The organism is Paeniglutamicibacter sp. (assembly GCF_046714615.1).
Classification (GTDB): Bacteria; Actinomycetota; Actinomycetes; order Actinomycetales; family Micrococcaceae; genus Paeniglutamicibacter.
Window position 1 is genome coordinate 19,517 of the sequence record NZ_JBKKAP010000095.1, and the last position, 15,185, is coordinate 34,701.

13 protein-coding genes are annotated in these 15,185 nt (G+C 66.7%); all 13 read right to left on the reverse strand.

Features of this window, described 5'->3' with window-relative positions; genetic code table 11:
- Positions 1-9: 9 nt before the first annotated feature.
- The 13 genes from ACLQ7E_RS11665 to ACLQ7E_RS11725 all read right to left on the reverse strand — a co-directional run bounded on the left by ACLQ7E_RS11665 (position 10) and on the right by ACLQ7E_RS11725 (position 14,958).
- Positions 10-1,665, reverse strand: coding sequence for an AMP-binding protein (locus ACLQ7E_RS11665; protein ID WP_411732742.1), 1,656 nt, complete (start codon positions 1,663-1,665; stop codon positions 10-12).
- Positions 1,666-2,125: 460 nt separating this feature from the next.
- A complete protein-coding gene (locus ACLQ7E_RS11670) occupies positions 2,126-3,175 on the reverse strand; it encodes an LLM class flavin-dependent oxidoreductase (protein WP_411732743.1) in 1,050 nt (349 codons plus the stop codon).
- 40 nt (positions 3,176-3,215) lie between these two features.
- Positions 3,216-3,974, reverse strand: a complete 759-nt coding sequence (locus tag ACLQ7E_RS11675) for an SDR family NAD(P)-dependent oxidoreductase (RefSeq protein ID WP_411732744.1) — start codon at positions 3,972-3,974, stop codon at positions 3,216-3,218.
- Between the two features lie 259 nt (positions 3,975-4,233).
- Positions 4,234-4,995 carry an enoyl-CoA hydratase/isomerase family protein gene (locus ACLQ7E_RS11680; RefSeq protein ID WP_411732745.1) on the reverse strand — a complete coding sequence of 254 codons (762 nt, stop codon included), beginning with the start codon at positions 4,993-4,995 and terminating at the stop codon, positions 4,234-4,236.
- Positions 4,992-6,572, reverse strand: coding sequence for an AMP-binding protein (locus ACLQ7E_RS11685; RefSeq protein WP_411732746.1), 1,581 nt, complete (start codon positions 6,570-6,572; stop codon positions 4,992-4,994). Before ACLQ7E_RS11685 ends, ACLQ7E_RS11680 begins: the two co-directional genes overlap by 4 nt.
- A gap of 190 nt (positions 6,573-6,762) precedes the next feature.
- Positions 6,763-7,236 (reverse strand): nuclear transport factor 2 family protein, encoded by a 474-nt coding sequence (locus tag ACLQ7E_RS11690; RefSeq protein WP_411732747.1) that lies wholly within the window; start codon positions 7,234-7,236, stop codon positions 6,763-6,765.
- Positions 7,237-7,279: 43 nt separating this feature from the next.
- Entirely contained in the window at positions 7,280-8,443 is a 1,164-nt protein-coding gene (locus ACLQ7E_RS11695; protein WP_411732748.1) for an ABC transporter substrate-binding protein, read from the reverse strand.
- 76 nt (positions 8,444-8,519) lie between these two features.
- Entirely contained in the window at positions 8,520-9,236 is a 717-nt protein-coding gene (locus ACLQ7E_RS11700) for an ABC transporter ATP-binding protein (RefSeq protein ID WP_411732749.1), read from the reverse strand.
- Positions 9,229-10,002: an ABC transporter ATP-binding protein gene (locus ACLQ7E_RS11705; RefSeq protein WP_411732750.1), complete on the reverse strand. Its 774-nt coding sequence runs from the start codon at positions 10,000-10,002 to the stop codon at positions 9,229-9,231. The genes ACLQ7E_RS11700 and ACLQ7E_RS11705 overlap by 8 nt, the downstream gene beginning before the upstream one ends.
- Positions 9,999-10,958: a branched-chain amino acid ABC transporter permease gene (locus tag ACLQ7E_RS11710; RefSeq protein WP_411732751.1), complete on the reverse strand. Its 960-nt coding sequence runs from the start codon at positions 10,956-10,958 to the stop codon at positions 9,999-10,001. Before ACLQ7E_RS11710 ends, ACLQ7E_RS11705 begins: the two co-directional genes overlap by 4 nt.
- Positions 10,955-11,842 carry a branched-chain amino acid ABC transporter permease gene (locus ACLQ7E_RS11715; protein WP_411732752.1) on the reverse strand — a complete coding sequence of 296 codons (888 nt, stop codon included), beginning with the start codon at positions 11,840-11,842 and terminating at the stop codon, positions 10,955-10,957. Before ACLQ7E_RS11715 ends, ACLQ7E_RS11710 begins: the two co-directional genes overlap by 4 nt.
- Before the next feature lie 97 nt (positions 11,843-11,939).
- The gene (locus ACLQ7E_RS11720; protein ID WP_411732753.1) at positions 11,940-13,118 is read right to left on the reverse strand and encodes an ABC transporter substrate-binding protein; all 1,179 of its coding nucleotides are present in this window, start codon (positions 13,116-13,118) and stop codon (positions 11,940-11,942) included.
- A gap of 106 nt (positions 13,119-13,224) precedes the next feature.
- Entirely contained in the window at positions 13,225-14,958 is a 1,734-nt protein-coding gene (locus tag ACLQ7E_RS11725; protein ID WP_411732754.1) for an FAD-dependent oxidoreductase, read from the reverse strand.
- Positions 14,959-15,185: the final 227 nt, after the last annotated feature.

Genomic DNA, 15,185 nt, shown 5'->3' on the forward strand with positions numbered 1-15,185 from the left:
GGCAGACGATCAGGAAACGTGCACTGCCTGGCGGTCGAAGGTCTCCGGGCCGAGGGTCTCGGCACGCAGCACCGCCTTGCGGATCTTTTGCGAGGGTGTCTTGGGCAGTTCGGAGACGACGCGCAGGTAGCGGGGGATGGCGAAGGCCGGGATCTTGCCTTCGCACCAAGCGAGGATCTCCGCAGGGGCTGCGTTCCCCTCGACGACAACGACGGCCAGCACCTCGTCCTCCCCGGCCTCGACATCGGCCGGGACGCCAACGACTGCGCACTCGAGGACCGAGGGGTGGCCCATCACGGCGGCCTCGATTTCATAGGAGCTGATGTTTTCCCCGCGACGGCGCAACGCGTCCTTGTAGCGGTCCACGAAGTAGAACCAGCCGTCCTCGTCCTGGCGGAGGGCGTCCCCAGTGTGGAACCAGAGGTTGCGCCAGGCCTCAAGCGTCTTTTCCGGCATGCCGTAGTAGCCGTTGCTGCACGTCCACGGCTGGACGGGGCGGACCACCAGTTCTCCGACCTCCCCCACGGCAACCTCCCGATCCGTTTCCGGATCCACGAGGCGGATGTCGAACCATTCCGAAGCGGCCAGGCCTGCGGCGCCGGCCGGGCGGGGGACGCCATAGGGCGAGAGAATCGGGGCACAGGTTTCGGTCAGGCCGAAGGCGTCGACAAACGCCTCGATGCCGTAGCGTTCCTTGAACTGCTCCACGATCGTGCTGGCCGTGGGCGCCGCGTAGACGGCACGGAGCACGTTGTCCCGGTCGTTCTCGCGGGGCGGCTGCTTCCAGGCGAAGTCCATCATCACGCCGACGAAGTTCGTGACAGTGACTCCCGAGTCGCGGACATGGTCGATCCAGCGGCTGGCACTGAACTTGGGCCGGATGACCGCCCGGCCACCGGCGATGATGACGGGGTAGACCGCCATGAACTGTGCGTTGCCATGGAACAGCGGCGTCGTCGTGAGGTAGGTGTCGGCGTCGGTCAACCGGGTCAGACACACCACCTCCTGCGCGAAGAAGTAGAGCTGCGAGTGCGGCATGGAGACGCCCTTGGAGGGGCCGGTGGTGCCGGATGTAAAGAAGATGGCTCCCAGGTCCTGGGCGCGGGGCGGCTCCAGATCAAGCACCGGGCCCTGCTCGAGGTCTTCCCACGGAGCGGCGTTCCAGCCATGGGCGCGCAGCAGCTCGATGGCCGCGTCGCGCATCCCGGTGCCGGTGTCGATCACCCAGAAGCGCTCGATGCCGCGAGCGTGCTCGGCAATGGCCACGAAACGATGCGCGAACGCGTCGTCGATAACCGCGAAACGCGCGCCGACAACGTTGAGCTGGTGGCGGAGGAACTCTCCCTCGTAGTTGGTGTTGATCGGCACCTCAACGAAGTTCCCCACGGCCGCGCCCCACCAGGAGCGCACCAGCTGCGAGGAGTTCATGGCCATGATGGCCACGCGGTCCCCGGTGTTGCCGCCCGCGGTCAGCCAGCTCCCGGCGATGCGCACCGCGCTGTGAAGTGCCTCGCCGTATGTCCAGCGGGCATCCTCCACGGGAGCCTCCAGGCACACGGCGTCCGGACGGACGGACGCGTGGTGGCGCAGGACCTGGTCAAGCGTCCAGGTCTCCGGATTCGGAAACGTGGGAACAAGATCTGTGTAGACCTGCCGCTGGCTCATCGATTGCCTCCAAAACATCGAAACTTCACTTGAAATCCGTCCGCGAGAAAGCGGTCAGTCCTTCGACGGCCTGGGCAGCCGCAAGGTGTTATCTAGCTAACAATTCAAAACCGTAGCATCGACCCACGGTCCCTGACAATGATGCGACTAGATTACGTCGACAAGATGTCCAAAACCCCGCCGCCCGGCGGCCCCCTATCGGCCCCGCGGCGGCGGCACCGGAACGCTCGACCGGCGCCATGCGGCATTCAGGGAACCCGGCTGCCAGGGCGCGCCAAAGGCACCAGGACGTGCGGCACCGCGGGCCTGCACCCGACTCCACCCATGAAGCAGGAAGGGGCCGGGCGGCCAGTTCAAGCTGCCGCCCGGCCCCTTGCCGTGAAACATCCCCGCGACGGCGTCGCCGTCACTGAAGGCGTAGGGGTCCGCAAATGCGGACCCCTACGTCCGGAGGGTGGGGCTATGCGGCTCCCACCGGCGCACCCATGACCTTGTCGAACGACGCGCTCTCGAGCCCCGCCAGCGGCTTGACGATCTCTTCGCCCACCTTCTGGAGGTACGCCGCCGTCTGCTCGGCGTCCATTCCGGGCCAGTGGGGGCGGATCAGCAGCGGGCCGATGGGCAGCCGGTCGGCGATCTCGGTGATCTGGTTGCGCACGTCCGCAGCCGAGCCAAGAAGGACGTGGTCGCGGATCGTGTCCACAAACCCCTCGCGGACGGCCGTGTCGGACAGCAGGTCCATCCCCCGGTCTGCGTATGCCTCGTATTTCACGCGTGCCACGGAGGCGAACTGGTTCACGGCGTCATCGAAGTCGCTGCCGATCATCAACTCGCGGCGAAGCGGCAACTTGTTCAGCGGCAGGCCCGCATCCACACGCTCGTCCACGTAGATGCGGATGAGGTCCTCCACCTGGTCCAGGGTCTGCTGCGGGGTGATCGTCCAGACGTCGCCCATGCGGGCGGCGCGGCGCACCCCGTTCTCCTTCATTGCACCCAGCCAGATCGGCGGCCGCGGGTTTTGGACGGGACGGATGTGCGTCGGGGCGTCCTCGATGTTCCAGAACTTGCCGTGGTGGGTCACCCGGTCCTGCGTCCAAAGCTTGGTCATGACCTCGATGAGTTCCTCCAGCAGCCCGTATCGCTGCTTGAAGGGCACGCCCATGGCCTCGTATTCGGCGGGCAGGTACCCGGTGCCGATCCCGACGACGAGCCGGCCGCGGGTGATGATGTCGAGGGTCGCGAGCTGCTCGGCAAGGATCACCGGATGGTGGACCGGTCCCACCAGCACGGTGGTCCCCAGCTTGACGTCGTCGTCAAGCTCGGCGGCCAGGCGGGCGAGCAACGGGATGGGCTGCAGCCAGCGGAAGCCGTCATAGAGGAAATGCTGTCCGATGGTGAGGTACTTGAACCCCGCCTTCTGTGCCGCCTCCACCTTGCGCAGCATGAGGTCGAGGTGTTCGATCGGCGAAGACTCGACGGGCTGGTCGCCCATAAGGATGCCAAACTCCATGGTAATCTCCCTGCTCTCTCGCCCCCAGGGGGGCATTGGTCTACTTGGCGGTGAGTCCGCCGTCAACAGGGATGGTGATCCCGGTGACGTAGCTGGACATGTCGCTGGCCAGGAAAAGGGCAACGCCGGCGATCTCCTCGGGCTGCGAAGCGCGGCCCATCGGGATCTGTGCGAAGAAGGCCTCCTTGCGCTCCTCGACCTCTTCGGGAGAGGCCCGGAAGAATCCGGGCAGTCCGGGAGTGTCGACCGAGCCCGGCGCGATGGCGTTGACGCGGATCTTGTCCCCGGCGAAGGCCAGCGCCAGGGAACGGACCAGGGCGATGAGGCCTCCCTTGGTGAAGGAATACAGGGGGCTCCACGGCGATCCGACCAGGCCCGAGCTGGAGCTCTTGAAGATCACTGACGCCCCGCCGGCGGCCTTCAGCACGTCGGTCAGGTAGTGGGTGAGGTAGAAGCTGGCGCGCGCATTGATCTCAATCAGGGCATCCCACTCCTCCTCGCTGAGGTCCAGGCCCGCGGCGCCGGGGATCCCGACGTTATTGTAGAGGACGTGGAGCACTCCGTGCTCCTTCTCCACCTGCTCTGCGACCGCCTTCAGCGCCTTCAGGTCGCGGACATCCGCGACAATGCCGGCGGCGTTCCCGCCCTTCGCGCGAATACCGTCGACCACGGCCTTGGTGGCCGGCGCGTCGCGGTCCACGACATATACGAACGCGCCCTGTTCGGCGAAGCGCTCGGCTCCCGCCTTGCCCATCCCGGAGGCACCAGCGGTAACCAACGCAACCTTGTTCTGCAGCATAATTTTCCTTCTTCGATGCTCGGGTGAAGCGCCGGTGTGTGGCGCCGGGTTCGCAACGGAATCAACCGCTGTCCACGCCTTCGGCCTATTTGATAATCATCATTATTACTGATAATTTTTCAGTAATCAAGGGGTGCCCGCAGCACGTGCCAGCGGCGCCGAACCGGAGGGTTGGCCCGCAAGGAACTCCCCTCCACGCCCTCCACCCCCCCGGAGGCGGATGTGTCCGCGGCGGGCCGCTCCAGGCGGCAGCACTCGATCAGCGTCCGCGCCGGCGGAACCCCGCGACCGCCTCCGCGTGCTGGGTGGTTCCGAATAGCAGGGCGGTTGCCTCGACCGATTCGCTGAAGCCTGCCGTGGTGTTCCGGTTGATGAACGCCTTGCCCACCTGGACCGCCAGTGGCGGCTTCGCCGCGATCTCCCGGGCCAGGACAAGGGCGCGGTCGAGCAGTTCGTCGTCGGGATGGATCTCCTGGGCCAGGCCGCACGTGAGCGCTTGCCGGGGGTCGATGTCCCGGCCGGTGAGGGCCAGATAGCTGGTCCACTGGCGCCCGAGCACCTGGGGCCCGCGAACCATCCCGAATCCGGGCTGGAGCCCGACCTCGACCTCCTTGAAGGCGAATCTTGCCGATTCCCCGGCCAGCACCATGTCGCAGGCCAGCGCGAGCTCGGTTCCCCCTCCGTAGGCCAGGCCGTTGACAGCGGCGATCACCGGAACGGCGCACCGCTCCACGGCATGAAACGCGTCATAGACGCGCCGCAGGTGCGGCCGCACGCGGCCGACATCCCCGCCGAGGTCATGGAACATGTCGATGTCCCCGCCCGCGGAGAACGCCCGCCCCTCGCCCGTGAGAACGACGGCGCGGACGTCGTCGTCCACCCCGAAGCCCCCCATGAGGCTGGTCAGTTCGCGGAACCACTGCTGGTCCATCGCATTCAGCTTCTCCGGGCGCGACATCCGCAGTTCGATCACGTGCGCGGACTGTTCAACAAGGGTGAAGCGCTGCAGGGGTTCGGTCATCGCGACACCGCCTGGCTATCCCACGTGTCTTCGGTGATTCCGTCGGCCCGCAACCGGTACTTCTCCACCCGCTGGCTGGGGGTCATGGGCAGGGCCGTGACAAACCTGACGAAACGGGGAATCGCGAAGGGGGTGAGCGTACCCTCGCAGCGGCCCAGCAGCTCCGCGGGGTCGACGCTCCGACCTTCCCGCGGCACGATGGCGACCATCACGTCTTCCTCGCTGAGCGTGGACGGCACGCCGAAGGCGGCGACCTGGGCGATGTCCGGGTGTTCGGCGATAACGCGCTCGATTTCCCAGGACGAGATGTTTTCCCCGCGGCGACGGATCGAGTCCTTGACGCGGTCGACGAAGGTGAGGAAACCGTCCTCGTCCAGGTGCCCGCGGTCGCCGGTGTGGAACCACAGGTTGCTCCAGCTTTTGGCGGTGGAATCGGGCATCCGGTGGTAGCCATCGAACATCCAGCCGGGGCTCTTCGGGCGGACTACGATCTCGCCGGTCTCCCCGGCGGCCACCGGTTCGTCGCGGCCATCGACCACGGCGACCTGGTAGTTCTCCGACTCCTTGCCGGCCGTCCCGATCTTGCGGTCCCGAGGCGGCATGTCGGTGACGATGGAGACCTCGGTGCTGCCATAGATCTCGGTGAGGCGGACGCCAAATCGGCTTTCGAAGTTGGCGAAGATCTCCGGCGGACACGGCGCCCCGAATCCGAGCCGGACGGGGTTCTGCGCGTCGTCGGGGCGCGGCGGCTGCTTGTGCAGGATGCTCATCATCGCGCCCTGGTAGTTGAAGGCGGTGATGCCGTCTCCACGGCAAATGTCCCAGAACCGGCTGGCGGAGAACTTCCGGTGCATCACGAGGTCCGCGCCCACCTCGATCGCCGCCATGACGCTGCAGTACCGCGCGTTGCTGTGGTACAGCGGGAAGACGGAGTACAGGCGGTCGCTGGAGGTGTATTCGAGTAGCCCGGTGGTGTGCCGGGCCAGGTTGATGTTCGCGCGGTGGCTCAGCAGCACCCCCTTCGGCGGCCCGGTGGTCCCCGAGGTGTAGAGGATTACGGCAGCCGAGGCGGGATCGACCCCGTGCGCCCCCTCCGCGGAATGGGCCAGCAGGTCATCGAACGCCAACCGGTTGACCTGCGCCCCCGCCGCCGGGATCCCGCCGCCGACGACGACCAGGTGGCGGACCGCACCCAGTCCACGAATCAGCTCGCGAACCACGGCTTCGCGCTCGGCATCGCACACCACCACCGGCGCACCGGACTGCTCGATGCAGTACCGCAGCAACTCGGATCCGCCGGTCGGATTGAGCGGAACCTCCACGAGGCCGGCCTTCGCCAGACCGAACCACGCCTGGAGGGACGCCGGGGCGGCGGCCATGACCATGCAGACCCGATCGCCGGGCACCAGGCCCAGCGCCCGGAACCCGGCCGCGGCCCGTCCCGCCGCGCCGTCAAGATCGGCGATCGTGGTGGCCTGCCCCTCGATCTCGATGCTGGCCTGCGGATGCCGGTCCGCGGCGTCGGTGAGCCAGTCGCCGATTGAAAGCTGCTGCCCGGGGGCTGCGGTTGACCTCATGTCGGGTCCTTTCCTTGGGGTGGCCGGCCACCGCTCCGCGGCGTCCCGCCGGCGCGGACGGGGATGACAGGGTCGCGGCACGTCGGCCGGGCCGATGAACACGGGTCGCACCGGAGCCCGCTCCGGCTCCTTCCGAAGCTCCGGCACCGCCTTGACTACCGCCGGGGCACCGGAACCAAGCGCGTCCTCGCTATGTGCTGGGCATCGGCTCGAACGAACTGGCATTGAATGGAGCCAGCATGTCCTGGCCGATCAGGGCCGTTCGCGTCACCTGGATGCGCTTGGCGGTGAAGACCCACTTGCCGTCGCGCTCCGCGATTTCGTCGTTGTAACGGCCCCACGTTGCGCGGGCGCCGTCCGGATGCGTCGTGATGGCCAGAAAGCACGCAGCGACCGCAAGCGATCCGTCGCCCAATTCGAGGGCCGACACATTCGTCGTCATGTGCTGGCTCTCCTGCACGTCGGATCGCGCGAAATCCCGATAGAGGTCCAGGAACGCCTCGCGGCCCGCACGGGGCGCCGCGTCCGAACTTCGGACCAAGACGATGTCGGGGTGGGCAATGGCGAACAGTCCCTCCACGTCCTTCGCGTCGACCAGACGCGTGTACGCGGTCAGGAGTTGCTGGGCAACAAAGTGGTGGAGCATGGATGCCGTGTCTGACATGTTGGTGCCTTCCTATCGTTGTGCCGCCGTCGGATGGACGGGACTAGTCGGAGATGACCGCTTCCTGGTTGCCGTCCCACCGGGCCAGCACGCCGGGGACCCGCATGTCATTGCCTTCGAAGGTGATCTCGCCCATCGCCCCCGTGAAGCCCTCCCGCGCCATCAGCTCCAAACCGTCGCGGATTCCTTCCCGGGACGAATCTCCGCTGGCCTTGATCGCGTGGGCGATCCACCAGACTGCGTCGTAGCCCTCCGCGGCATAGGTCTGCGGCAGCTCGCCGAATTCGTTCCGATACGCTTCGACGAATTCCTTGGCGTGCGGGTCCTGTTGGGCAGCGGAGAAGTCAACCGGGTAGACCATGTCGACGGCGTGCTGCCCCGCTTGGGCCGCATTTCCGCCGGCATTGTTGGTGTTGCCGACGAACTGCCCCGCATAGCCGGCCTGGCGCAGCTGCGTCATGGCGGTCACCGACTGGGAGGACAACAGCAACACCACAATGGCGTCGGGATTCATCTGCGCAAGTTTCTGTGCCGGAGAGGTGAAATCCTGGGTCGTCGTCTGCACCGGGATGCTCTCGACGATATTCAGGCCTTCCGCCTGGGCCATTGCGGGGAAATGGGTCTCGGCGAGTTCGGCGAGCGTCGGGTAGGTCGAGTTGTACAGCACCGCGACGTTGGTCAGGTCCTGATTCGCAAGGAACTCGGCGGCATGCCCATAGAAGGTGTGCATGGGCGCCGTGGCCCGGAAGGTGTAGTCGCCAATCACCACTCCGTCGGATGCCGACTGGGTGAAGACGATGGGCACCTTCCGTGCTTCGACGACGGGGGCGACGGCCGCCGACTGCTGGCCCTGGACCGGACCCAGGATCACGCCGACATCCTTGTCGGAGAGGGCCCGGGTCACCTCGGCCGCGGCGCGCTCGATGGCGCCCGCGCTGTCGATCTCGTCGAGGACAAGCGATTTCCCCTCGCCCAGGTACTTCTGCGCGTTGATCTCCTGCACGGCGAGCTCGGCGCCCCGGGCGGCGCCGACCCCTGCGTAGGCGACGGGTCCGGTGAGGTCGCGTACGCCAACCATCTTGATTTCATCCGCGATCCCGGCTTCGGCGGCCTCGCTCGTTGGCGTGGCGCCACATCCGGCGAGGGACAGCATGGCGGCAACCACCACCAGTGCCGTTGCCTTGCGGCGCGTCGAGGTCCAGGTCATCGTGTGGTTCTCCGATCAAAGGCGGGCGGGGCGTTGGTCATGGCCGGCGGGGTGGCCGGAGGCGGAGCGGGCATTCTCAGGCGCCGATCGCGGCCTCGCCCAGGAAGGCGTGGACCAGGGCAGTGTCCCGCTGGGCCTCTTCGGCCGTGCCGGTCCACACGACCTCTCCGCGCTGCACCAGGACGACATCGTCCGCCACCGCCAAGGCGGCGTCGGCGTTCTGCTCCACCATCAGGACGGCGATCCCGGTGTCCGCGATCTCGCGGACCCGGGCCATGACCCTGTCCACCATCGCCGGAGCCAGGCCCATGGACGGTTCGTCGAGCAGAACCACCTTCGGTTGCGCCATCATGGCGCGCCCGAAGGCCAACATCTGCTGCTCACCGCCACTGAGCAGACCGCCGGGCATCGCCTTGCGTTCCAGGAGGATGGGGAACTTTTCGTAGACCCCGGCGACGGTGCGCTGGGCGGCCGCCCGGCTCACGGTGTATGCCCCCATGCGGAGGTTCTCCTCGACTGTGAGGGACGGGAAGATGCGGCGCCCCTCCGGCACCATGACTACGCCCTGCCGGACCTGCCGGTGGGCGGGCCGTCCCAGGATCTCCTTGCCGTTCAGCTTCACGGAGCCGCTCCGGGCCTTGAGCAGACCGTGGATGGCCCGCAGCGTTGTCGTCTTGCCGGCACCGTTCGAGCCGAGGACCAGGGTGATCCGGCCGGCGGACGCGGACATCGAGACACCGCGCACGGCATTGACCGCCCCGTAGCTCACGTGCAGATCATTGACTTCAAGCATGCTTGACCGCCTGCTTTCCCAAATAGGCTTCCTGGACCGCCGGGTTGCGCACGACATCCCGAGGGTCCCCTTCCACGATCAGTTTTCCGAAGTTCATTGCGAGCAGCCTGTCGCAGGTTTCCACCATCATCTGCACGTCGTGCTCCACGATGAGCTGGGTGAGCCCTTCGGTCCGCAGCGACGACATGAGGGCGGAGATCTCTTCCTTCTCGGAACGGCCCATGCCGGCCGTGGGCTCGTCGAGAAGCAGGAGCTTGGGCTCCATGGCGATGGCGCGGGCGATCTCCACGCGGCGGCGGTTGCCGTAGGACAGCTCGTCGGGCCTCACCTTCGCCAAGTGGTCGCATCCGGTCCGCACCATGGCCTGCTCCGCCCGTTCGTGGGCCAACTGGCGCGCCGCCCGGCCGCCCGCGGCCAGCGAGTCCGTGCCGAGCAGGACGTTCTCCAACACGTTTCGCTCTTCGAGCAGGCGGACCGTTTGGAAGGTTCGGGCAATGCCCCGGTGGGGCACCAAGTGCGGGTGGTCGGCGGCGTAGTCCTCCCCGAGGAACCTCAGCGTGCCCCGGGTCAGCGGAACATGCCGCGTGATCGCACCCACGAGCGTGCTCTTTCCCGAGCCGTTGGGGCCCAGGATCCCGCTGATCTTGCCCTCCGGAAGCCCGAAGGTCAGCCCGTCCACCGCCTTCACGCCGCCGAAGTGCACGGCGACGTCGTCGGCTTCGAAGATCATTCGCGGCCCGGCATTCTCATTTAGCGGATGGCTCACAACGTTCCTCCTTGGGTGGATGCCAGGCTGCGCTCCGGTTGGGGCGAGCTGGGTTCGTCGTCGGGGGTCCTCGCGCCATCCGACGCGGTCGGGGCCGGCGGCGTGGTCCCACGCCGCGACCGCCAGCGATGCACCAGGTCCTTGGCCAGGCCGAGCAGGCCGCTCGGGAGGAAGATCGCTGCCAGTGCGACGAGGACTCCGTAGATGATCGACTCCCACTCGGCCACGACGCTCAGGACGGTCGGCAGCCAGGTGATGACGACGGCCCCGATGAGGGCCCCGAGCCATGAGCTGGAACCGCCGATGATAATGACCGTCAGGGCCACGACGACCATGTGGAAATTGATCTCGGCCGGCGTGATCGTGGAGCGCAGCAGGGTGGTCACGGCACCCGCCAGACCGCCGATCAGGCCGCTGGCCAGAAAGACCAGCTTCCGATACCGCGCGACGTTGATGCCGAGGGCGGCAGCCAATTCCGGGTCTTCCCGAACGGTGTCGATCTTTCGTCCGAACCGCCCGTATTCCGAGATGGCAAGGCCGGCGACGACGACTGCCAGCAGGAGCAAGACGTGCACGTTGGTGATGTCGCCCAGCGCGCCGAAGATCCCGGAGGCCCCACCGGTCAGGCTGCCGCCGTTTGTCGCCACGACCGCGACGATCAGCGTGAAGGCGACAGTCGCCATGCCGAGGTAGAGCCCGGACAGCTTGTGGATGATCAAGCCCAACAGGTAGCACAGGAGGCCGGCGAACAGGGTTCCGAGGACCACCGCCGGCCAGGTTCCCACGTCGAACTTCGTGTACAAGATGGCCGCCGTGTAGCCGCCGATCCCGAAACAGCCAACCCCGGCGAAGGAGAAGACGCCCATCCGCATCGGGAGCTGGACGCTCAGCGCGAGCAGGAGTGTTGTCATTGTCGCCTGCACGACGACCGCATTCGTGGCATACCAAGTGATCATGTCCGACGCACCTCCTGGCGTCCGAAGATGCCCTGCGGGCGAGCCAGCAGGACGATAAAGATGAGTCCGAAGGAAACGGCGTCCACCCAGGTCCCCAGGTTCGCCGCGAAGATCAGGGTTTCGGCCCCCGCCAGGACGAAGGCGCCGATGATGACACCGGCCATCGAACCGAGGCCACCCAGGACGATCATTGCGAAGGCCTTGATGAGAAGCTGGTCCCCGGTCGCCACGCCCATCGCCTGGAGCTGGAAGACCTGGAGGGCGCCCGCCAGGCCGGCAAGGCCGCCCGCGATTGCCATCGTGGCGATGGCCATCACGGTGCGGTTGACACCCATCAGCGATGCGGTTTCCGAGTCGACCCCGATGGCGCGCAGGCCAAGACCATTGCGGGATGCGCGGAGCCAGAGGGTCAGGGCCACAGAGATGCCGATTCCGGCGACGATCACTATGACCGCCGTGTTCGTCATGCGCAGCCCCAGAAACTCGTAGACCTCGGTCTTGTACGTGGAGTTGGCGAAGCCGAAGGGTGCCGAGGCCGTCGCACGGTCCACGATCGCGATCGGAATGGCGGCCACGCCGATGCCGCCGATGAGGACCCGCAGCTCGGCGGACCGGTGGTTCTTCGACCTCTTGAGGATCTGTTCGAAGGCCAGCCACTGGGTGAGGGCCGACAGCGTGGCGCCGACCACGACGGAGACCAGGATGAGCATCGGCAGCGGCAGGGCCACATGCACCGAAACGACGTGTGCGCTGAACGCCGAGAACACGAAGATGGCACCGTGCGCGAAGTTCAGGATACCGATGGTGCTCCACGCCAGGGCCATGCCCAGGGCGAACAGCAGATAGATGGACCCGAGGGTCAGGGTGTTGAGCAGCTCTTGCACGCCGACTGTCCTTTCAACTCGACTGGTGGTCGGTCTGGGACGCGGGGGGGGGGGGGGGGAGGGGGCGGGGATGTTATGGCCGGGCCGCGTCGTTCAATTACTGGGTGGCGAGCTGCTCCTTGGAGCCGTCCCATTCCACCAGCACGCCGTTGACGCGCATGTCGTTGCCCTCGAAGGTCAGGTCGCCCATGACCCCCTCGAAGCCCTCCGCGGCGACCTGTTGGAGGCCCTTTTGGATCCCCGCGCGACTGGAGTCGCCGCTGGCCTTGATGCCCCGGGCCAGCCACCACATCGAGTCGTATCCCTCGGCCGCATACTGGTCGGGGGCCTCGCCGTACTTCTTCTTGAATCCGTCAACGAACTTCACGGCGAGCTCGCTCTCCTGTGCCACGGAGAAATCGACTGGATACACGAGGCCGGCCGCGTGCTCTCCGGCCTCGGCCACGTTGCCGGCCGCCTGCACGGATGACGCGACAGTCTGGCCTTCATAGCCCGCCTGGCCCATCTGGGTGAGGGCAGTCACCGATTGCGGGGCGATGAGCAGCATGACGACGGCGTCGGGCTTCTTCTCGGCGATTTCCTGGGCCTGCGCGGTGAAGTCCTGGGTATTGCTCTGGACTGCGTAGGACGAGCTAATGGTGAGGCCGTGCTTTTTGGCCAGCTCCGGGAACGACTTCTGGCCGATCTCGGCGAAGGTCGGGTACGTTCCGTTGTAGAGCACCGCGACATTGGTCAGGCCCTTGTCGGCGAGGTACTTGGCAGCGATCTCGTAATAGCTGTGCATGGGCGCGGTCCCGCGGAAGGTGTAGTCGCCAATGACCACCCCATCCGAGCCGGCCTGGTTGAAGATGGTCGGCAAGCCGGCCTTTTGGACCATCGGTGCCACCGTTGCGGCCTGTTGGCCGGAGACGGGCCCGAAGATCGCGTTGACCTTCGGGTTGGCGACGGCTCGGGACACTTCACTCGAGGCCCGCTCGATCGCGCCGGCCGTGTCGGCCTCATCGAGCGTGAGCTTGACGTCCTGGCCAAGGAAGGCCTGCTCCTGGATCTCATCCATGGCCAACTTCATCCCCTTGGAGGCGCCCACACCAGCGTAGGCCACCGGGCCGGTGGTGTCGTAGACTCCCATGAGCTTGATTTCGTTCGCGATGCCGGCTCCGCCGCCGGCACCCGCGGTGCTGGCGTCGCTGCCTCCACCGCAGGCGGCGAGCAGTGCAACTGCCGCGAGGGCGGTTGTTGCCTTGAGCAGCCGACCTCGTGTTTTCGGAACTTCCATGATCCTACCGTCCGTCCATTCTAATGATGCATATGATTTATACAGATAATAGCCTGCGCTACCGGTGCTGACTACCCCCAGATGGAGGTCTTTTTGCGGGCCTGCGTCAGCGAGCGGCCGCTCGCAGCCCGGTACCCACCTCGTCCGCGCCCCCCGACAACTCGTTCGCGACGAGGTAGGCCAGCGTCAGTCCGCGGCCGAGTGCGATGCCGCTGTTGTACCCGGTCCCCGTCGTCGACAGGCCTGCCGCCGACCCGACGGTGTACAACCCCGCAATGGGGATCCCTTGTCCGTCCAGGGCGCGCCCGTCGCCGTCGATGCGCACCCCGCTGGAGCCGATTCCGGTGCCCACAAACTTCAGCCGGAGCCCATGGAAGGGTCCCTGGGCGATCTCGCCCAGCACGGGACTGGGCTTGCTTGACGGATCGCCGGCGAACTTGTTGACGTAGGTCACCGTCCCTCGGCCAAAGTCCGGATCCTCGCCCCTTCGGGCGTTCTCACTGAAACGCTCGGCGGTCCGCCCCAGCTGATCGCCGTCGATGCCAAGCTTCTCCCCCAGCTCCTGGAGGCTCGGCGCAGAGGCCACCCACCCCTCGGGATATTCGCCGCCCGGCGGCGTTGCCGCCAGGCCGTACTTCTGCCGGTGCTGGTCGTCCCAGACGAGGAAGAAGGGAAGGTGACGGTCATCGGGGTTCAGCGTCTTGGAAACGATATCGACCCAGTAGGAATCGTTGCAGTACCGGTTGCCGGTGCGGTCGACGATCATCGAGTGCGGCATCGCGTACTCGGGTCCGTAGCCGTAGCCGGTGCCCACCTGCGAGCGCCACCCCGGCAGGATCGGCACGGCCGTGGGCGGGATCTTCGTGATGTCTCCGCCGACGGCGCGGGCCAGGCGGATCCCGTCGCCTCGCAGCGTCTCCGGTGCAACGCTGCCGAAGTCCTCCGGGTCAAGGCCGAGCATCTCGCGCACCAGTTCGGGGTCCCAGTCGTAGGTGCTCGTGGCCAGGACGACAGGCCCGTCGAACTGGACGGGGCCGTCGGAAGCCTCGGCCCGCACGCCGACCACCGCGCCCGAGGAATCCGTCACGAGCTCGACGACCCGGTGCTCGAGCCGGATGTCGATCGAGGGCTCGGAGAGCACCCGGGCCAGGAAAGAGGCCACGACACCGGTGCCGAAGGTCAGCGGATCACCGTCCTCCGGCTGGCTCTTGCTGTGGCTGCCGTCCGCGAGACCGAACGCCGGGAGCCCGACATGCCCGTGCCTGGACGGGGCGTCGTCCTCGACGTAGCTGGCCCGGCGCCCCTTGCCCAGCATTTCGTCGTACGTCTGCCCGACGGGGAAGTAGGGACTGTAGCGCAGCTTTTCTCGCCACTGGCCCAGCACGCTGCCATCGATCACCGCATTGGTGAGGTACCGACCCTCGGGTAGGGCGCCCTCGGCTTCGTTGTGGTAGTCGGCGAGCCCTGGGATCATGGCCCATTCAATGGCGCCGACCTCTTCCCAGTACTTCATCGCCTCGGGCGAGACCTCGATCCAGCGCTTCATGGCCGCCTCATCGAGCAGCTCCGGCGAGTCGTGGGCGATCGAGCGGATGTACTGCTCGGTGAGGCCCAGCGAGTCCTCGATGCCGTTCCTTTCGGCAACATGGTTGGCCCCGGACCACACCTGCCCCCCGGAGTAGGCCGAAGCGCCGCCAACCAGGTCCGAAGCCTCAAGCACAATGGCCCTGCCTCCACGCAGCGCCACCCCCAGTGCGGTGGCCAGGCCGGAAAGGCCGGCCCCGACGACAACGACTTGCTCGGTACCCTCGCGGGATCCAGTACTTTCCTTCTCAACCATCAATGACTCCTCTATAGTTCGGACGACAGTTGGATATAGTTGATATGATTATCATAGATCTGTCAATGGATCCCATGTGAATTTGCATAAGCGATTCGCGACCTTGCCGCCAACGGATCCCCGGCGAAGGCGGCCAGAGGACACGAAAACCGGTCCCGACAAACCGGGTTGACCCAAGCCAGGCCGGCCTGGCCCTCGGCTGCCCGGGTGAGGTTCGCGGCCCTGAA